Source organism: Bradyrhizobium lablabi (genome assembly GCF_018129385.1).
Lineage (GTDB): Bacteria > Pseudomonadota > Alphaproteobacteria > Rhizobiales > Xanthobacteraceae > Bradyrhizobium > Bradyrhizobium lablabi_C.
On the sequence record NZ_JAFCLN010000021.1, the window covers coordinates 1 to 20,113 of the forward strand.

The 20,113-nt window shown below is 64.5% G+C and carries 12 protein-coding genes; 2 read left to right on the plus strand and 10 right to left on the minus strand.

Going from position 1 to position 20,113, the window contains the following annotated elements; all coding sequences use genetic code 11:
* Positions 1–562 precede the first annotated feature (562 nt).
* On the minus strand, positions 563–1,264 hold the full coding sequence (rpe, locus tag JQ628_RS28700) for a ribulose-phosphate 3-epimerase (protein WP_212228223.1): 702 nt from the start codon (positions 1,262–1,264) through the stop codon (positions 563–565).
* 245 nt (positions 1,265–1,509) lie between these two features.
* Here rpe and JQ628_RS28705 point away from each other — a divergent pair, with 245 nt between their 5' ends.
* Positions 1,510–2,169 carry an EF-hand domain-containing protein gene (locus JQ628_RS28705; RefSeq protein ID WP_212228225.1) on the plus strand — a complete coding sequence of 220 codons (660 nt, stop codon included), beginning with the start codon at positions 1,510–1,512 and terminating at the stop codon, positions 2,167–2,169.
* Positions 2,170–2,172: 3 nt separating this feature from the next.
* Here the strand turns inward: JQ628_RS28705 and JQ628_RS28710 are convergent, their stop codons facing one another.
* Both JQ628_RS28710 and JQ628_RS28715 read right to left on the minus strand, forming a co-directional pair.
* Positions 2,173–3,186, minus strand: a complete 1,014-nt coding sequence (locus JQ628_RS28710) for a P1 family peptidase (protein ID WP_212228232.1) — start codon at positions 3,184–3,186, stop codon at positions 2,173–2,175.
* Between the two features lie 60 nt (positions 3,187–3,246).
* On the minus strand, positions 3,247–6,027 hold the full coding sequence (locus JQ628_RS28715; RefSeq protein WP_212228484.1) for a PAS domain S-box protein: 2,781 nt from the start codon (positions 6,025–6,027) through the stop codon (positions 3,247–3,249).
* 292 nt (positions 6,028–6,319) lie between these two features.
* Between JQ628_RS28715 and JQ628_RS28720 the strand changes: the two genes are divergently transcribed.
* The gene (locus JQ628_RS28720; RefSeq protein ID WP_212228234.1) at positions 6,320–6,706 is read left to right on the plus strand and encodes a response regulator; all 387 of its coding nucleotides are present in this window, start codon (positions 6,320–6,322) and stop codon (positions 6,704–6,706) included.
* Positions 6,707–6,724: 18 nt separating this feature from the next.
* Here the strand turns inward: JQ628_RS28720 and JQ628_RS28725 are convergent, their stop codons facing one another.
* From JQ628_RS28725 to JQ628_RS28755, 7 genes are all read right to left on the minus strand, one after another.
* The gene (locus JQ628_RS28725; protein WP_212228492.1) at positions 6,725–8,233 is read right to left on the minus strand and encodes an HWE histidine kinase domain-containing protein; all 1,509 of its coding nucleotides are present in this window, start codon (positions 8,231–8,233) and stop codon (positions 6,725–6,727) included.
* Between the two features lie 16 nt (positions 8,234–8,249).
* Positions 8,250–14,420 (minus strand): HAMP domain-containing protein, encoded by a 6,171-nt coding sequence (locus JQ628_RS28730; protein WP_433996172.1) that lies wholly within the window; start codon positions 14,418–14,420, stop codon positions 8,250–8,252.
* 435 nt (positions 14,421–14,855) lie between these two features.
* Positions 14,856–15,974, minus strand: coding sequence for a branched-chain amino acid ABC transporter substrate-binding protein (locus JQ628_RS28735; protein ID WP_212228238.1), 1,119 nt, complete (start codon positions 15,972–15,974; stop codon positions 14,856–14,858).
* 289 nt (positions 15,975–16,263) lie between these two features.
* Positions 16,264–17,010, minus strand: coding sequence for an ABC transporter ATP-binding protein (locus tag JQ628_RS28740; protein WP_212228247.1), 747 nt, complete (start codon positions 17,008–17,010; stop codon positions 16,264–16,266).
* Entirely contained in the window at positions 17,007–17,840 is an 834-nt protein-coding gene (locus tag JQ628_RS28745) for an ABC transporter ATP-binding protein (protein ID WP_212228249.1), read from the minus strand. The genes JQ628_RS28740 and JQ628_RS28745 overlap by 4 nt, the downstream gene beginning before the upstream one ends.
* Entirely contained in the window at positions 17,837–19,162 is a 1,326-nt protein-coding gene (livM, locus tag JQ628_RS28750; protein WP_212228251.1) for a high-affinity branched-chain amino acid ABC transporter permease LivM, read from the minus strand. The genes JQ628_RS28745 and livM overlap by 4 nt, the downstream gene beginning before the upstream one ends.
* A gap of 10 nt (positions 19,163–19,172) precedes the next feature.
* A complete protein-coding gene (locus tag JQ628_RS28755) occupies positions 19,173–20,090 on the minus strand; it encodes an ABC transporter permease subunit (protein WP_212228253.1) in 918 nt (305 codons plus the stop codon).
* Between the last annotated feature and the right edge of the window lie 23 nt (positions 20,091–20,113).

The window sequence follows — 20,113 nt, forward strand, 5'->3', positions numbered from 1 at the left end:
ATAACAGCGGCACCTCATCCCCGAGGAGGGGCGTTGGCCATCGCCACCAAACGTTGGGATGGGATGCGGTGGACGCGCTTGTTCGGCAGACGACCGGACAAGGGCGTACGGCGAAGTCGTGTGGTCCTGGCGCCGCGACGCTGGCGCTAAACCTTGCGGAATTTTCCGCGAGGCGATGGTGACAACAAGCCCGCTCACCAGGGAGAGCGCGACATAAGCCGTAAAGCCATTGCGCAGGGGATGTCGGACTGCCTCCGCTCACCTGTATGCTCGTGTGCAGTTTTTTGATGCGCAAGCAGCGCACACGAGACCGCGGGTGCAGCGCGCACCCGGCATTCCCTGCGCCCTCTATCTTCGGAGGCGCGATGAATTTGAAAAGCTCGGGCACAGTGTGTCGCGAGATCGTTCCCACATGCTCACCCGTCATCATCCGCGAAGGCGGATGATCCAGTATTCCAGAGGCAGTAGTGGTTGAACCGATAGGCCGCGGCGTACTGGATGCCCCGCCTTCGCGGGGCATGACGACCGTCAATAGTTGCGTTCGCCGCGTCGACTAGAAGACCTACACCGCTTCCCCGCGTGCCAGTTGCGCGGCATTGCGGATCGCAGAAATGTTCGCCTTGTACGATTCCATGCTGCCGCCCTTGAACACGGCAGAGCCGGCCACGAACGCATTGGCGCCGGCGGCGGCGAGTTCGCCCGCCACATCGGGGCCGACGCCGCCGTCCACCTCGATATCGATCGGCCGCCCAGCGGTCATCGCGCGGATATCCCTGATCTTGCCGAGCGCGGAGGGGATAAAAGCCTGGCCGCCGAAACCGGGATTGACCGACATCACCAGCACGAGGTCGATCAGGTCGAGCACATATTCGATTGCGCTTGCCGGCGTTGCCGGATTGAGCGAGACGCCGGCCTTCTTGCCGAGCGCGCGGATCGCCTGCAACGAGCGATGCAGATGCGGGCCCGCCTCGGCATGCACGGTGATGTGGTCGCAGCCGGCCTTCGCGAAAGCTTCGAGATAGGGGTCGCAGGGCGAGATCATCAGATGCGCGTCGAAGAGTTTTTTGGTGTGCGGGCGCATCGCCTTGATGACGTCAGGGCCGTAGGAGATGTTTGGCACGAAATGGCCGTCCATCACGTCGAGATGGATCCAGTCGGCGCCAGCGGCGTCGACCGCACGGACCTCTTCGCCGAGCCTGGAAAAATCCGACGCCAGGATCGACGGCGCGATGACGAGGGGACGTGGAAAAAATGGCTGGGACATGTCGGCTTCCCGATAGACGTTGGCATTCGCGTAACACGCGCCATGAGCGGGGGCAACGCAGGCCGGATCAACTCCTGTGGGCGGAAAAATCTGCCGGAGGCGGCATCAATTGCCGGGTACTCGGGGCGGCATGGTTACGGGAAACCCAATGAAATAAGGGATTCTTACCATGGCACGGCACTTGCTGAGGAACCTGCACGAGTTCGTCGCGCCACCGATGCGGTGGCTACAGTTGGAGTCCCGCCATGTTCGCAGCGCTAGGCGCAGCATCGTCGGCCATCGACGCCCTGAAGGCGTTGACGTCGTCCAAGCCAACCACGGGCGTCAAGCAGGACGCGCCCAACCTGTTCGCCTTTGCCGCCGATGCTCCGACGCCGTCGGGCCCGACGTCAGGGGCGGGGACGGGAGCCGGAACATCGATCTCGCCGGAAACCATGAATGCGCTGTTTGCGGCGCAGAGCCAGTCCGGACCGGATGCCTCGTCGTCGATGCAGTCGGGCTCGCTGAAGGAATGGTTCGCCAAGGTCGACAGCGACGGCGACGGCAAGATCAGCAAATCGGAATTCGAGGCGCTCGAAAAAGGCAGCGGCAACGATGCTCGCCGCGACGATGCCTTCAGCAAGCTCGACACGGATGGCGACGGGTCGATCAGCCCCGCCGAGCTGCTGGCGGCGCTGAAAGGCAAGGGCCATCACCGCCATCATCCGCAGGTCAATCAATCCGGCGATGCCCAGCAGTCCGATCCGCTGATGCAGGTGCTCGACACCTCGTTGAACACCTCGGCTGCGAACGCCACCGCATCGGGCAATGCGGCCTCATCCTACAATTTCATGAATCAGTTGGTTCACCGCCAGTCCAGCATGATCGCAGCGCAAGCGAGTTCATCCCTGTCTGTCAGCGTCTAGTTCTCAGATGGACGCAAGACGCGAACCGAACCGATCCCCCCAGGCCGGTAACGCGCCCGGAAAAGGCAGCGCAGTCGCGGTATAGACACCACGCGCGATCGCGCGGGCTACCACATTGGCGGCGACCATGCCGAGTTCGGTGAGGCCGAACAAGGGATCGATCGGCTTTGCGCCGGTCGCCGCCGCAAATACCACATCGCCGTCGAGCGGCGCATGAACGGGGTAGATCGCCCGCGCCATGCCGGTCTGCGCGATCATCGCGAGGCGCCTGGCCTGCGCCTTCGTCAGGATCGCATCGGTGACGACTGCCACCAGCGTAGTGTTTTCGCCGGCGGTTGCTTCCGGTCCGCCCTTGATGCGCATCCTGAGCATGTCGGGCGTAAAGGATGGCGGCATGCCGCGGCCGCCGTATTCGCCATCGACCTCATACGGGGCGGCCCAGAACCACGGCCCGTCGCCGACCGTGACGCTGCCGACCGCATTGACCACGGCGATCGCCGCGACCTTGACGCCGCCGCCCGTCGACGCGGAGGCCGAACCGAGACCGCCCTTGAAATTCGTGGTGGTGGCGCCAAGCCCCGCGCCGACGCTGCCGAGCGCGAAATGGCTGCCCGCCGCCGCGGCCGCCGCATAGCCGAGATCGCGATACGGCGAAAAGCGTCCCCACGCCTTGTTGCCGCCGTTGAGGAGATCGAAGCAGATCGCGCCGGTCACGATCGGGATCACTGCATCGCGGATCCGAAAGCCATGGCCGCGCTCGGCGAGCCAGGCCTGCACGCCGCCGCCGGCCTCGAGTCCGAACGCGGAGCCGCCGGCGAGCGTGATGGCGTCGATCGCGTCCACCGTGGAGACGGGATCGAGCAGGGCGTCCTCGCGGGTGCCGGGGCCGCCGCCGCGCACGTCGATCGAGGCGACCGCCGGCTTGTCGAAGATGATGGCGGTGACGCCCGAGGCGAGCGCGGCATCATCGGCATGTCCGACCCTGACGCCGGCGATATCGGTGAGCAGGTTGTTCAAGCGATCATCCTCTGGGCCCGAAGGCTCCTCATCGTGGCATATGGACAGGCGAGGCGCGCTTCAACTGGCAAGCGCCAGCCGGATCATCCGCGCCAGTTCGGACTTGCGGTAGGGCTTTGCCAGCAGCAGCACGCCGGAATCGAGCCGGCCGTGATGCACGATGGCGTTTTCGGTGTAGCCCGACGTGAACAGCGTCTTGAGCGCCGGGCGCCGCCTGAGGGCCTCGTCGGCCAGTTGGCGGCCGTTCATCGCGCCCGGCATGATGACATCGGTGAAGAGCAGGCCGATCATCGGATTCGCGTCGATCAGGGCAAGCGCCTCCGCCGCGTTCGCCGCCTCGAGAGCGGTGTAGCCCAGGCTCCTGACCTGCGCGACGACGTAATTGCGCACCATGGCATCGTCCTCGACCACGAGCACGGTTTCGTGGCCGCCTTCGACCTGCGCGGCAGCCAGTGCCGCCTCGGCCGCGGTCTGCTCCAGTCCGGTTGCACGCGGAAGATACATCTTGACCGTCGTGCCGTGTCCTTCCTCGCTGTAGATCTTGATGTGGCCGCCCGATTGCTTGACGAAGCCGAACACCATGCTCAGGCCAAGGCCGGTGCCCTTGCCGATCTCCTTGGTGGTGAAGAAGGGGTCGAACACCCGCTCGAGATTGGCCGGGGAAATGCCGGTGCCGGTGTCGCTGACGGCGACCATGACGTGGTTGCCGACGGTGACCTCGCTATGCATGGCGGCATAGCCTTCATCGAGATAGACGTTGGCGGTTTCGAGCGCCAGCTTGCCGCCACCCGGCATCGCATCGCGCGCGTTTAGCGCCAGATTGAGGATCGCGGTCGAGAGCTGGTTCGGATCGACCATCGCCGGCCACGCGTCCGCCGCCAGCAGCGGCGTGATCTGGATATGCTCGCCGAGCGTCGGATGCAGCAGCTTGGCGGTTTCCAGCACCAGTGCGTTGACGTCGATCTCACGCGGCTGGAGCGGCTGCTTGCGGGCGAAAGCGAGCAGATGCTTGGTGAGGTTCGCGCCGCGATCGGCGGCCTCGTCGATCATCTTTGCGACCGTGGCGAGCTCGGGCTTGTCGGCGACGCCTTCGGCAAGGATGCCGATCGTTCCGGTGATGACGGTGAGGATGTTGTTGAAGTCGTGCGCGACGCCACCGGTCAATTGTCCGACGGCATCCATCTTCTGGGCCTGGCGGATCTGCGCCTCAGTGGCCATCTTCTCAGTCAGGTCGCGGCCGACGAAGAAGTGGCGCTGTACGGGCTCGGACCATGTTCCCATCCATGTCAGCATCACCGCATGCCCGTCCTTGTGGACGTAGCGCGCTTCGAAGTTCCGCATCAGGCGTCCGCGCCGGGCCGCTCGCATCTCGTCGCGGGTGCTTTCGAGGTCGTCGTGATGGATGAAACCGATCGCGCTCCGTCCGATCATCTCCTCCGGCAGATAGCCGAGAATGGACATCGAGCTGGGGCTGACCTGAACGAGGTTTCCCTTCGGATCGCTGACCAGGATCAAGTCCTGCGAGGTTTCGAAGATGCGACGACGTTCCTCGATCTCCTGGCCGAGCGCGGCTTGCGCCCGCTTGGTCTCGGTGATGTCGCGCGCGGTCTTGGAGACGCCGACGATCTCGCCGGCCGCCGAATGGATCGGCGAAATGCTGATCGAGACGTCGAGCGGGCGGCCGTCCTTGCGCACCCGCGCGGTTTCGTGCTGCTCGATGCGTTCGCCTCGTCCGATCCGGGCGAGGATGTCATTTACTTCGGCGCGCCGTTCCGGCGGCACGATGAGGTCGATACTCTTGCCGACCGCCTCGGTCGCCGTGTGGCCGAACAGGCGTTCGGCCGCGCGGTTCCAGGCGGTGATGGTGCCGTCCAGCGTCTGGGTGATGATCGCGTCGTTGGAGGATTCCACGACCGCGCTGAACAGGCGTTCGCGCTCGGCGTGATAGTCTCGGTCCGACGCGGCCTGGCGGCGCACCGTTCCGAGCAGGCGCGACAATTGAGCCTGGAGCGCGACGTTGTCGATCAGCAGCACCGCCAGCACGAAACTTGCCGCGGCCAGCCCGTAGATGCGGCCGGCGTAGAAGCCGAGATCGTATCTGGCCACGTTGACGATCGCCGACAGCGCGATGTCGAACAGCCATGCGCACATCACCACCATAAGCCAGATGTCGATGACGAAATGCGGCCGGCGCAGCCACAGCACGATGAGCGCGCCGAGGCTGAGGCACCACACCGTGGAGACGACGCCGATCATGACCGGCGTGTAGTGACCGCCGCTGAGCAGCACCGGAAGGATGTCGTGCTGCGCCGTGACGATCCATGCGAAGAGAGCAAGCGCAGCACAGACCGCGACGATGCAAGCCATGATCGGACCGGCGGTCGAGCCGCGTGTTGGCTTGTAGTCGTCGGACTTGAGCAGCGCATAGCCGATCACAAGAAGCGGGAAGACGCCGTGCCAGACCATGTACAGCCAGACCGTGGTCTGCGAACCGGCGTTGAACAGGCCGGAGGGGGCGAACAGGCCCGGAAAGGTCAGGGCATGGGTGACCGCGGCCCCCGCCGTGAACAGATATCCGCTGGCGAGCAGCAGCAGGGCCCGCGAACGCAGCACGGCGAACTGCGAAAACAACAGGACGGCGGTGATCAGATCGTTGACGGCAAGCGCGGACTGATAGCTCGCGACGAAGGCCGGTACCGGCGTCAGTCGTACCCCGGCGTACGGCACGGCGATTGCGAACAGCACCGCGGAGACAGCGACGACGGCCAGCGCAATCCTGCGATCCCGACCGGTCGCCGGCATGGTCGAAAGAAAGACGTTGCGATCATTGCCCGACGGCATCTTGCCCCCGCCAACTGGCGTCTTGCGCGCCACCTGGCCCGCCCCCGGATACGGAGCATACCGCATTCGCGGGAACCGACCACCTAGTCGAAATATGAACCCCGCAAATGAACGCCGCAGCATTGACGGAGAAAGAGAATCAACTGAGGGTTACATATTGCCTGATTGCACGGGGCCTAGAGTGCGGGTCCCGGGTAACCCTGTTTTTACTATCGACCCGAATAATGCCGCCGGCGTTGCGCCGGATCAGCCATTTTGCGGGCCGGGCGGACCCGGCCTGGGAGTTCATTTCATGCCTCGTGTGCTTGTGATCGATGATCAGGCCGATGTGCGCGCGATGATCGGCATCGTGCTGCGGATCAATCAATTTGAAGTCGTTGAAGCGGGAACCGCGGCGGCCGGCATAAGCGCCTTCGAGCAGTTCTGCTTCGACCTCGCGATCGTCGACGTCTTCCTGCAAGGCAGCAACGGCCTCGATCTCATCGCCAAGATGCGCGAGCGGGTTCCGGATCTGCCGATCATCGCGATATCCGGCATGACGACGCTGGATTTCGTGACGGGGTCTCCGGAACTGTCTGATGTGGTCTGCCTGCAAAAGCCGTTCCGCCCGAACGACCTGCTCACCGCAATCAATACCGTTCGCGGCAGGCAAATTGTCGGCGGTGCGGCCGTCGCTTAGCTCGCCTTCGGAACCGGATCAGGCGTCGGCCGAGCGCGCGGTGCGCTCGCCGCGCGGTCTTTCGGCCGCCGCATCGCGATTTTGATGACGGTCCTGCCCGGCGCCGCGCGGCTCCAGCGGCACGGACAGGCGGCACAGCAGGCCTTCGCGGCGCCAGTCGAATTCGGCGTTGCCGCCAAGCTGGGACTCGATGCTGGCGATCACGCTCTGGGTGCCGAAGCCGCGCGATGTCGGCGTTTCGACCGGCGGCCCGCCGGTCTCCTCCCACACCAGCCGCAGCAGGCCGGTCTCGTTCTCCCAATTGATCGACAGGCGGCCTTCCTGCGTCGACAGCGCGCCATACTTGGCCGAGTTGGTGACGAGCTCGTGCAGCGCGAGCGCCAGCGTCTGTGCGGTGGCGGGCTGCAACTGGATTTCCGGGCCGGACAGCGGCGCGATCTGGTTGCCGTCGGAGTAGGGCGCGAGCTCCTCGTCGACCAGACGCCTGATCTCGGCGCCCTGCCAGCTCGACAGCGAGAGCACGGTGTGCACCCGCGCCAGCGCATTGATCCGCCCTTCCACCGACTGGATGTAGGCCTTGACGTTCTCGCCGCGGGTCAACCGCACGATCGATTGCGCCAGCGCCAGCGCATTCTTGGCGCGATGGTCGACTTCGCGTGCCAGGAGGTTCTGGCGCTCCTCCGCGTGCTTGCGCTCGGTGATGTCGACCGTGACGCCGGAGACGCGCACGACGCGGCCGGCCTTGTCATGGGTGGCCGCGGCGGTGCCGACACACCAGCGCATCTGGCCGTCGGGGCGGATGATGCGGAATTCGGCCTCATAGGACTTGGCGCCCTTCTGGAACTGGGCAAGCGCCCGACGCGGCTCCTCCAGATCGTCGGGATGCAGCAGCGCCTGGATGTTGGCCGGTGTCGCCACAAACGTCTTCGGGTCGAGGCCGAGGATCTGGTACTGGCCTTCGTCCCACATCCAGTCGCCATTGACCCAGTCCCAGTCCCACGATCCCATCCGTCCCGCGGCGATCGCAAGGCTGCGGCGCTGCTCGCTTTCCAGCAGCCTCGCATGCGACTGCTCGAGCTCGGCGGTGCGAGCGCGAACCCGATCCTCCAGCTCGGCATTGAGCCGCTCCAATTGCCGGGTCTTGCGGTAAAGTTCGGCGAACACCTTGATCTTCGCGCGCAACACTTCCGGTACGACCGGCACCGGCACATAGTCGACGGCGCCCATCTCATAGCCGCGCAGCCGATCGAGATCGCTGACCTGAATCGCCGAGATGAAGATCATCGCAGTCTTCTGGAAGCGCGGATGGTCGCGGATCATGGCGGCAAGCTCGAACCCGTCGAGCTCGGGCATGCAGACGTCGACCAGGATGACGGCAACCTCGTTCTTGAGCAGGTATTCCAGTGCCTCGCGGCCGGACGCAGCCACGACGAGATTCTCGCCGAGCTCCTTGAGAATGACTTCGTAGGCGAGCAGCTTGGCGGGCTGATCGTCGACCAGAAGAATATTGACCTTCTCGTGGTCCATCATGAGTTCGCGCCGATCAACGATGTAGCCACATGCGGATCGCCAGCAGCAATTGTTCGGTATTGACAGGCTTTGCCAGATAATCCGATGCGCCGGCCTCGAGACATTTCTCGCGGTCGCCCTTCATCGCCTTGGCGGTGAGCGCGATGATCGGCAGGCGCGCAAACGACGGATTCTGCCGGATCACGCCGATCGTCTGGTAGCCGTCCATCTGCGGCATCATGATGTCCATCAGCACGACCGCAATCTCCGGATTCGATTGCACGAGGTCAACGGCCTCGTGCCCGGTGGTGGCGGTAAGCACCTTCATGCCGCGCCGTTCCAGCACGCTGCTCAGCGCAAAAATATTGCGGGCGTCATCGTCTACCAGCAGCGCGGTCTTGCCAACCAGGTCCTCGTCGGAGCTGTTCAGCTTCTCCAGCATACGCTGCTTCTCGATTGGCAATTCCGTGATGACACGGTGCAAAAACAGAGAAGTTTCGTCGAGCAGCCGTTCCGGCGACTCGACGCCCTTCACAACGATGCTTCGCGCCATGGTGTGAAGTTCCGCGTCTTCCTCCGCGGAAAGTTCCCGGCCCGTGAACACGACCACGGGAATGTTGGCGAGCTGATCGTCGTTGCGAATCTGATCGAGCACCTCAAAGCCGCTCATGTCGGGCAGTCTCAGATCGAGCACGACGCAATCGCACGGACGGTCGCGCAGCATGGAGAGGGCATCGCGGCCGGTATCCGATGTCACGATCTCGATATCATCGTGGTCGAGCAGTTCCCGGATGCTCATTTGTTCGGCGGCATTGTCCTCCACGATCAGAAGGCGCTTGCGGCGGGGCCTTGAATACTCCTTGATTTGCGACAGCGCCGCGCTGACGCCTTCGGTCGTGGTCGGCTTGTTGACGAAGGAGAATGCGCCGCGCGCCAGCGCGTGCTGGCGGTCTTCGTCGAGAGTGATGATCTGCACCGGGATATGGCGGGTGAGGGGGTTGTGCTTGAGCTGGCTCAGCACGGTCCAGCCCAGCATGTCCGGCAGGAACACGTCGAGCGAGACGGCGGTCGGCTGGAACTGCTTTGCAAGTTCCAGCGCCTCGGCGCCGCGCGCGGCTACCAGCACCTTGAATCCCTTGTCGCGGGCAAGGTCGATCAGCACGCGCGCATAATGCGGATCATCCTCGACGATCAGCAGGATGGTATCGCCCGGTTCCAGGTTCATCCGGTCGTCCGGGAGCTGCTCGATGACGCGTTCCTGCGTCGTCGTCTGCTGCGTCGAAGACAGGTTGAAGGACGCCGGCGGCTGCACGCGCGGCGCCACCGTAGGTCCGGCGTACTTCAGCGGCAGATAGAGCGTGAATGTGGAGCCCTTGCCGGGCGCGCTGGTCAGGTGGATTTCGCCGCCGAGCAGCGTCGCCAGTTCGCGGCTGATGGCAAGGCCAAGGCCGGTGCCGCCATATTTGCGGCTGGTGCCGGCGTCGGCCTGCTGGAACGCCTCGAAGATCAGCTTCTGCTTTTCGAGGGGGATGCCGATGCCGGTATCGGACACCTCGAACGCAATCACCGCCGGCGAATGCGTCAGGATCGGGTGATCGGCGCTCCAGCCGCCGAGCGCCGCCGACACGCTCAGGCGAACGCCGCCTTCGCCGGTGAACTTGAACGCATTCGACAGGAGATTCTTCAGCACCTGCTGTAGACGCTTGGAGTCGGTGACGATGCTGCGTCCGAGGTTGGGATCGATGTCGACGGTGAACGACAGTTGCCGGTTGTCTGCCTCGTGGCGGAACGGGCGCCCGACGGTATCCAGGAGATTGGTCATCAGGATCTCCTCGGCATCGACGGTCACCGTACCCGATTCGATCTTCGACAGGTCGAGAATGTCGGAGATCAGGTTGAGCAGGTCGGTGCCGGCGCCGTGAATGGTGCGCGCGAACTCGACCTGCTTGCCCGTCAGATTGCCGTCGGGGTTTTCGGTGAGCTGCTGGCCGAGGATCAGGATGCTGTTGAGCGGCGTGCGCAGCTCGTGGCTCATGTTGGCCAGGAATTCCGACTTGTATTTCGAGGTCAGCGCGAGCTCGCCGGCCTTTTCTTCCAGCGCGCGGCGGGCCTGCTCGATTTCCTGGTTCTTGCGTTCCACCTCGACGTTCCGCTCGGCGAGCTGCTGGGCCTTTTGCTCGAGCTGCTCGTTGGTCTGCTGCAATTCGCGCTGCTGGGTCTGCAATTCGCCGGCGAGCTGCTGCGACTGCTTCAAGAGGCCCTCGGTCTGCATCGTCGCCTCGATCGAGTTCAGCACGATGCCGATGGAGTCGGTGAGCTGTTCGAGGAAGGTCCTCTGCGAGGTGGTGAACGAGGTGATGGAGGCAAGCTCGATCACCGCCTTGACCTGATTTTCGAACAGCACCGGCAGCACCACGAGATTCCTCGGCATCACGCGCAGCAGCGCCGAATTGACCGGCGTCGCGTCGGGCGGGATATCGGCCACCAGCCGCTGCCGTTTGTCCATGGCGCATTGGCCGACCAGCCCTTCGCCGAGCTGCACGAACAGCGGGTGCGGATAGTTGCCGTCGCCAGCATAGGACGACAGCAGACGCAGCTGCGGATGACCTTCGTTCTCGACCTGATAGATCACGCCCATATGCGCGTTCACCAGCGGCGCCAGCTCGGTCAGCAGCAGCCGGCCTACGGTGGACAGATCACGCTGCCCTTGCAGCATGTTGGTGAAGCGCGCGAGGTTGGTCTTCAGCCAGTCCTGCTCGGTATTGAGGTCCGTGGTCAGGCGCAAATTGCCGATCATGGTGTTGATGTTGTCCTTGAGTTCGGCCATTTCGCCACGCGCATCGACCTGGATCGAGCGCGTCAGGTCGCCCTTGGTGACGGCGGTCGCGACCTCGGCAATGGCACGCACCTGCGAAGTCAGGTTGGCAGCGAGCAGGTTGACGTTGCCGGTCAGGTCCTTCCAGGTGCCGGCCGCGCTCGGCACGTTGGCCTGGCCGCCGAGGCGGCCTTCGACGCCGACTTCGCGCGCCACGCTGGTGACCTGATCGGCGAAGGTCGCTAGCGTCTCGGTCATGTTGTTGATGGTATCGGCGAGGGCCGCGACCTCGCCCTTCGACTTCACGGTGAGTTGCTGCTTCAGATCGCCGTCGGCGACGGCAGTCACCACTTTCACAATGCCGCGCACCTGTTCGGTGAGGTTGGCCGCCATGAAGTTCACGGTATCGGTGAGGTCCTTCCAGGTGCCGGCAACGCCGGGCACCTGGGCCTGGCCGCCGAGCTTGCCTTCGGTGCCGACTTCGCGCGCCACGCGCGTCACTTCGCCCGCGAAGGCGTTGAGCTGGTCCACCATGGTATTGATGGTGTTCTTCAGTTCGAGAATTTCGCCCTTCACGTCGACCGTGATCTTGCGCGAGAGGTCGCCGCGCGCCACGGCGGTGGTGACTTCGGCGATGTTGCGGACCTGCGTGGTGAGGTTTGCCGCCAACAGGTTGACGTTGTCGGTCAGGTCCTTCCAGGTGCCGCCGACGCCGGGCACGACGGCCTGACCGCCGAGCCGGCCCTCGGTGCCGACTTCGCGCGCCACGCGCGTCACTTCGGCGGCGAAGGAGCGAAGCTGCTCCACCATCGTATTGAGGGTGTCCTTGAGCAGCAGGATTTCGCCGCGCACGTCCACCGTGATCTTCTTCGACAGGTCGCCGCCGGCGATGGCGGTCGCGACCTCGGCGATGTTGCGGACCTGCGCCGTCAGGTTCGAGGCCATGAAGTTGACGTTATCGGTGAGGTCCTTCCAGGTGCCGGCCACTTCCGGCACCTCGGCCTGGCCGCCGAGCTTGCCTTCGGTGCCGACCTCGCGGGCGACGCGCGTCACTTCGGAAGCGAAAGCGTTGAGCTGGTCCACCATGGTGTTGATGGTGTTCTTCAGCTCGAGAATTTCGCCGCGCACGTCCACCGTGATCTTGCGCGAGAGGTCGCCGCGCGCCACCGCGGTGGTCACTTCGGCGATGTTGCGGACCTGCGCGGTGAGGTTGCCCGCCATGGAGTTGACGCTGTCGGTGAGGTCCTTCCACGTGCCGGCGACGCCGGGCACGTTGGCCTGGCCGCCGAGCCGGCCTTCGGTGCCGACCTCGCGCGCCACGCGGGTGACTTCGCCGGCGAAGCGGTTGAGCTGGTCGACCATGGTGTTGAGCGTTTCCTTCAGTTGAAGAATTTCGCCGCGCACGTCGACCGTGATCTTGCGCGAGAGGTCGCCGCCGGCGATCGCGGTGGCGACTTCGGCGATGTTGCGGACCTGAGCCGTCAGATTGCCCGCCATGGAGTTGACGGAGTCGGTGAGGTCCTTCCAGGTGCCGGCGACGCCGGTGACCTGGGCCTGGCCGCCGAGCTTGCCGTCGGTGCCGACCTCGCGCGCCACGCGCGTCACTTCGGAGGCGAATGCGTTGAGCTGGTCGACCATGGTGTTGAGCGTCTCCTTCAGTTGAAGGATTTCGCCCGACACGTTCACGGTGATCTTCTTCGACAGGTCGCCCTTCGCCACGGCGGTGGCGACTTCGGCGATGTTGCGAACCTGGCCGGTCAGGTTGGAGGCCATCGAGTTGACGGAGTCGGTCAGGTCTTTCCAGGTGCCGGCGACGCCGCGCACCTGGGCCTGGCCGCCCAGCTTGCCCTCGGTGCCGACCTCGCGCGCGACGCGCGTCACTTCGCCGGCGAACGCGTTGAGCTGGTCGACCATGGTGTTGATGGTGTCCTTCAGCTCGAGGATTTCGCCGCGCACGTCCACGGTGATCTTCTTGGACAGGTCGCCGCCCGCGACCGCGGTGGTCACTTCCGCGATGTTGCGGACCTGCGCGGTCAGGTTGGACGCCATCGAGTTGACGCTTTCGGTCAGGTCCTTCCAGGTGCCGGCGACGCCCAGCACGTTGGCCTGACCGCCGAGCCGGCCTTCGGTACCGACTTCGCGTGCGACGCGCGTCACTTCGCCGGCAAAGGCATTGAGCTGGTCGACCATGGTATTGAGCGTCTCCTTCAACTGAAGGATTTCGCCCGACACGTTCACCGTGATCTTCTTGGAGAGGTCGCCGCCCGCGATGGCGGTCGCGACATCGGCGATGTTGCGGACCTGCGCCGTCAGGTTCGAGGCCATGAAGTTGACGTTGTCGGTCAGGTCCTTCCAGGTGCCGGCAACGCCGGGCACCTGCGCCTGGCCGCCGAGCTTGCCTTCGGTGCCGACCTCGCGCGCCACGCGCGTCACTTCGGACGCAAACGAGTTGAGCTGGTCCACCATGGTGTTGATGGTGTCCTTCAGCTCCAGGATTTCGCCGCGGACGTCCACGGTGATCTTGCGCGACAGGTCGCCGCGCGCCACCGCGGTGGTGACGTTGGCGATGTTGCGGACCTGGGCGGTCAGGTTGCCGCACATCGCGTTCACGGAGTCGGTGAGGTCCTTCCAGGTGCCGGCGACGCCGGGCACGATCGCCTGGCCGCCGAGCTTGCCGTCGGTGCCGACTTCGCGGGCGACGCGCGTCACTTCGGAAGCGAACGAGCGCAACTGGTCCACCATGGTGTTGATGGCTTCCTTGAGCTGCAAAATCTCGCCGCGGACGTCGACCGTGATCTTTTTCGAGAGGTCGCCATTGGCCACCGCGATGGTGACTTCGGCGATGTTGCGAACCTGGCCGGTGAGGTTGTTGGCCATCGAGTTCACGCTTTCGGTGAGGTCTTTCCAGACGCCGGTCACTTCCGGCACCTGGGCCTGACCACCGAGCTTGCCCTCGGTGCCGACCTCGCGCGCCACGCGCGTCACTTCGGAGGTGAACACGGAAAGCTGCTTGATCATCGTGTTGACGATGTTGGCCGACTGCAAAAACTCGCCGCCGAGCGGGCGGCCGTCGACGTCGAGCTGCACGGTTTGCAGCAGGTCGCCTTGCGCGACGGCGGCAACGGCGCGGGTGACTTCGCGCGTCGGCCACAAGAGATCGTCGATCAGCGTGTTGACCGAGCCTTCCATGTCGGCCCATGAGCCGCTGGTAAGATCGAACTTGACGCGCTGGCGGGTCTTGCCTTCACGGCCCACGACCTGGCCGACATGTTCGAGCTGCTGCGCCATGCGCTGGTTGGCCGCGACGATCTCGTTGAATGTATCGGCGATCTTGCCCTCGATGCCGAGATGATCGCCGGTCATTCGCACCGAGAAATCGCCTGATCGCATCGCTTGAAGAGCATGCAGCAGATCCCCCAGAGGTTCGCGCTTTCCGTTGGCGGCTTTTCGTTTGTTGCTACGGCGCAGCGAGGACGATGCTCCGGGGGAAAGATCACTCATGGTGTCTCCTCGAGGCGGGCAGGCATTCGAATCTGAAGGCTGTTATGAGGTTCTGCCCATAGAACTGCCGACCCATCGGCGGATCAAGTTGGAACAGCAGGTGATGCAACGAAATCAATGAGATGGAACCTTCGCCTAAACGGTTTCAAGCGCTCCGCAGGCGTTTGGTTCCATCGAGTTCCGGTAAAAAAGTTTGGGCGCCGGCGGAACTATTGTCGGGTTCCATTTTCCCGGAATGAATGCGGCACAAAAGGAAAACGCCCCGGCAGTGCCGAGGCGTTCGCTGTTTCTCGAAGGCGGTGAGGCGGAGCCCGCCACTTCGGATCAGGAACCCTTGGGGTTGATCTCGGCGTAGTTGCCCTTGGCGTCCCACTTGTAGACGACATAGTCGATCGCCTTGATGTCGCCCTTGGCGTCAAAGCCCATCTTGCCGAGCACGGTATCCCATTCGCCGGCCTTGATGGTTTCCATGACCTTCTTCGGATCGGTGGTCTTCGCCTTGGCGGCGGCCTGCGCCCAGACTTGCATCGCGGCGTAGGTGTAGAGGGTGTAGCCCTCGGGGTCGATGTTCTTGGCCTTGAACTTCTCGACGATCGCCTTGGCGGTCGGCTTGTTGCGCGGATCGGGGCCGAAGGTGAACAGGGTGCCTTCCGCGGCGGGGCCGGTGATGGAAGCGAACTCCTTGTCGTTCATGGCGTCGCCCGCCATCAGCACCGTCTTGAGGCCCTGGTCGCGCATCTGGCGCAGGATCAGGCCGGCTTCCTGATGGTAGCCGCCGACGAACACGAGATCGATATTGTCGCGCTTCAGGCGCGACACGATCGAGTTAAAATCCTTGTCGCCCTTGTTGTAGGACTCGAACATCTTTTCGGTCACGCCGGCCTTGTTGAGGGCCTTCTTGGTCTCATCCGCAAGACCCTTGCCGTAGGTCGTCTTGTCGTTGAGGATCGCGATGTTCTTGCCCTTGTAATTCTTCGCGATGTAGTCAGCGGCGACCAGACCCTGCTGGTCGTCACGGCCGCAGACGCGCGCCACGTTCCACAGCTTGCGCTCGGTGAACACGGGGTTGGTCGAGGCCGGGGTGATCTGTAGCACGTTGCCTTCGGCATAGGCTTCCGAGGCCGGGATCGACGACGAGGAGCAGAAGTGGCCGGCCACGAACGGGATCTTGGAGCTTGCAAACTTCTCGGCGACCGAGCGGGCCTGCTTGGGATCGCAGGCATCGTCGCCGACCTGTAGCGCGAGCTTCTTGCCGAGCACGCCGCCGGCGGCGTTGATGTCGGCCACCGCCTGTTCGGCGCCGTTCTTCATCTGCCGGCCGAATGCGGATTCGCCCCCGGTCATCGGACCCGCCACCGCGATGGAAATGTCCTGCGCCAGCGCTGCGGTCGACAGCGCCAGTGACGCGCCCAGTGCCAGGCCGATAAGCTTCAATGATTTCATGGATGTCCTCGCGGGTAGATCGCTACGGGAAGTGCCCGGCCCTCCGCCGGGGTGGAAGATCGTATTGTCGGCTGATTTTGACGCCAAGTCATCGGCAATTTTCGGGCAATCCGGCCCATTGCTCGCGCATCTTGCCGCAGCATGGCTTGTCCCGGACGCGGTGCAGCGCTTCTTCAGCGGTGCACCGCTGAGCCGGGACCCACGCTTTGTCCAAGATGGACCCCGGCTTAGCAGCGCACCAGGCCGCAAGTGCGGCCCGCTGCGCAGCGTCCGGGGAACGTGTCAGGCACTAACCGTGCCGGCCGCCCTCGAGGTAGGCAGCGCGGATTTCCGGGCGCTGCAAGAGTTCGCTGCCGGTTCCGGACAGGGTGATCAGGCCGTTGACCATGACATAACCGCGATGGGCGAGTTTCAGGGCGTGGTTGGCGTTCTGCTCCACGATCAGCACGGTGAGACCGTCCTGCCGGTTCAGGGTCCTGATGGCGTCAAAAATCTGCCGCGCGATCAGCGGCGCCAGCCCGAGCGACGGCTCGTCCAGCATCAACAGGCGCGGGCGGCTCATCAGGGCACGGCCGATCGCCAGCATCTGCTGCTCGCCGCCGGACAGCGTGCCGCCGCGCTGGGCGATGCGTTCCTTCAGGCGCGGGAACAGGGTGAAGACACGTTCCAGTCCGGCCGCGCGGTCGCTTTCGCTACAATCGGTGGCGTCGGCGCCCATCTGGAGGTTTTCGGCCACGCTCATGCGCGGAAAAATCCGCCGCCCCTCCGGCGACTGCGCGATCCGCAGCCGCGCGATCTCGTGGGTGGGAACACCGGTGATGTCGCGCCCGTCGAATTCGATCTGACCGGATTTTGCGCGCGGGCGGCCGAAGATGGTCATCATCAGCGTCGACTTGCCGGCGCCGTTGGCGCCGATCAGCGCGACGATCTCGCCCGGCTTGATGTCGAGATCGACGCCCTTGAGCGCCTCGATCTTGCCATAGGCCGCACGAAGACCGCGGATCGCGAGCAGGGGCGTGGCGGAGGTCGCGCTCACGTGCCGCTCTCCATCACGGCAATCGCTTCCTGCTCGTCGGCGCCGAGATAGGCCGCGATCACCTTGGGATCGTCGCGCACATGCTGCGGCGTGCCTTCGGCGATCTTGACGCCGTGGTCCATGACCACGACGTGGTCGGAGATTTCCATCACGACCGACATGTCGTGCTCGATCAGGAGGATCGAGGTGCCCTGTTCTGATCGGATCGAGAGCAGGAGCTCGCTGAGTGCCGCGCTCTCGCGCGCATTGAGGCCGGCGGCCGGCTCGTCGAGGCAGAGCAGCGCAGGTTCGGTGCACATGGCGCGCGCGATCTCGAGCCGGCGCTGGTCGCCATAGGGCAGGTTGCCGGCGGCATCGTCGGCGCGCTCGAGCAGGCCGATCCGCTTCAGCCAGACCTGCGCGAGGTCGATGGCGCGCGCTTCCGCCGCCCGCCAGGACGGCGCGCCGATCAGGCCGAGAAACGTCAAACCCGAGGCCAGCATCAGCGCGTTGTGCTGGGCCACCATCAGATTCTCCAGCGCCGTCATGCCGGGGAAGAGGCGGATGTTCTGAAAGGTGCGCGCGACTTTTGCTTGCTTGGAAATCCGGAAATCGTTCAGCCGCTCGAGCCGGATGGTCTTGCCGTCGTCATGGGTGAGCTGCATGGCGCCCGACGTCGGCTTGTAGAAGCCGGTGATGCAGTTGAACACCGTGGTCTTGCCCGCGCCGTTCGGGCCGATCAGTGCGGTGATACTGCGGCGCGCGGCGCTGAAGGAGAGCTCGTTGACGGCGACGATGCCGCCAAAGCGCATCGATAGCTTGTCGACGGAAAGGATCGGCGCCTCGCTCATCCGTGTCCCTCCTTGACGAGGTCGGACGAGATCGCCTGGTTCTTCTCCAGGAACACGGTCGGCGCGCGATGGCCGATCAGGCCGCGCGGCCGCCAGATCATCAGGAGCACCATGGCGAGGCCAAACACCAGCATGCGGTACTGGTCGAGGCCGCGGAACAGCTCAAAGCCGCCGATCATGGCGATCGCGGCGAGCACGACGCCGAGCTGCGAGCCCATGCCGCCGAGCACGACGATCGCGAGCACCAGCGCGGATTCGTGGAAGGTGAAGGATTCCGGGCTGATGAAGCCCTGTCGCGTGGCGAAGAACGCGCCGGCAAAACCGCCGAACATCGCGCCGGTCGCAAATGCGGTCAGCTTCGTCGTCGTCGTGTTGATGCCGAGCGCACGGCAGGCCACTTCGTCCTCGCGCAGCGCCTCCCAGGCGCGGCCGATCGGCAGGCGGCGCAGCCGGATCGTTACCCAGTTGGTGATCAGCGCCAGCGCCAGGATCAGATAGAACAGGAACACGATGCGGTGGGTCGGCGAGAACTCGATGCGGAGCAAAGCAGCAAGGCCGTCGTCGGCCGGCGTAAGCGGGATCCCGAACAAGGTCGGCCGGGGAATGCCGGTGACGCCGTTCGGCCCGCCGGTCAGGCTCTGCCAGTTGATCAGGACGAGCCGGATGATCTCGCCAAACGCGAGCGTGACGATCGCGAGATAGTCGCCGCGCAGCCGCAGCACGGGAAAGCCGAGCAGCACGCCGCAGAATGCCGCCAGAATGCCGGCGAGCGGCAGGCAGATCCAGAACGACAGGCCGAAATTGGTGGCGAGCAGCGCGTAGGAATAGGCGCCGACCGCATAGAAGGCGACGTAGCCGAGATCGAGCAGGCCGGCGAGACCGACCACCACGTTCAGCCCCCAGCCGAGCATCACATAGGTGAGCACGAGGATGGACAGATCGAGCAGATAGCGCTCGTTGTAGAAGATCACGGGGATGAGGATGGCAAAGACCAGCAGCACCGGGCCGATCCATCGTCCGGCAACGGCAAGCCCGTTCTGCACGGAAGGCGGAATGATCTTCGTTTCGCTTGCCGGTCCCCACCATTGGCGCAGCAGTTCGACGATGATGCTGCCGCCGAACACCAGCGCGACGACGGTGGCGAGTTCGCCGAACCGTGTCCAATAGGTCAGTTGTCCGTCAGGGCCGGCCTCGGTGCGCACGCCGATCATCAGCGAGAACAGCACCAGCGCAACCAGCGCGCTGATGGCGGCATTCTTGAAGATGAGGGCGGCGCCGGGAGCTCGTGAGGCTGGCGCGGATGCGGGCAGGGGTGCGCTCACGCGAAGCCTGTCAGACTTTTTCGACTTCGGGCCGGCCGAGCAGGCCGGTCGGAAGGAAGATCAGGACGACAATCAGGATCGAGAACGCCGCGACATCCTTGTACTCGACCGAGAAATAGGCCGACCACAGCGTCTCGATCAGTCCGATCAGGAGACCGCCGAGCATGGCGCCCGGCAGCGAGCCGATGCCGCCGAGCACGGCGGCGGTGAACGCCTTGATGCCGGCGACAAAGCCCATGAAGAAATCGACCAGGCCGTAATAGAGCAGGTACATCATGCCCGCCACGGCGGCGAGCGCCGCGCCGATCACGAAGGTCATCGAGATGGTGCGGTCGACATCGACGCCAAGCAGTGCGGCCATGGTCTGGTCCTGCTCGCAGGCGCGCATGTCGCGCCCGAGCCGCGTGCGCGACACCAGCCAGGTGAACAGCGCCAGCAGCACGACGGTGGTGATGACGACAATGATCTGGATGTTGGAAAGCTGGACCACGAAGCCGTCGGCGCCCTCATGCAGCGTGTGGCCGCCGGTGATGATCGGCGGCACCGGTTTTACGCGGGCGCCCTGGGACACTTGCGAGAAATTCGTCAGCACGAATGACATGCCGATCGCCGACAACATCGGCGCAAGGCGAAACGAATGCCGCAGCGGCCGGTAGGCGATACGCTCCACCGTCCAGCCATAGAGCGCAGTGATCGCCATCGAGACCAGCAGCACGACCAGCAGGATCAGCGGGATCGCGGTGAGGCCGAACGAGACCAGTATGAGGAAGGTGATCAGCGCGATGAAGCCGCCGATCATGAAGATGTCGCCATGGGCGAAATTGATCATGCCGACGATGCCATAGACCATGGTGTAGCCGATGGCGATCAGGCCGTAGATCGAGCCGAGCACGAGGCCATTGATGAGTTGCTGGGCGAAATAATCCATGCGCTGCCGCTGACAGAGAGATG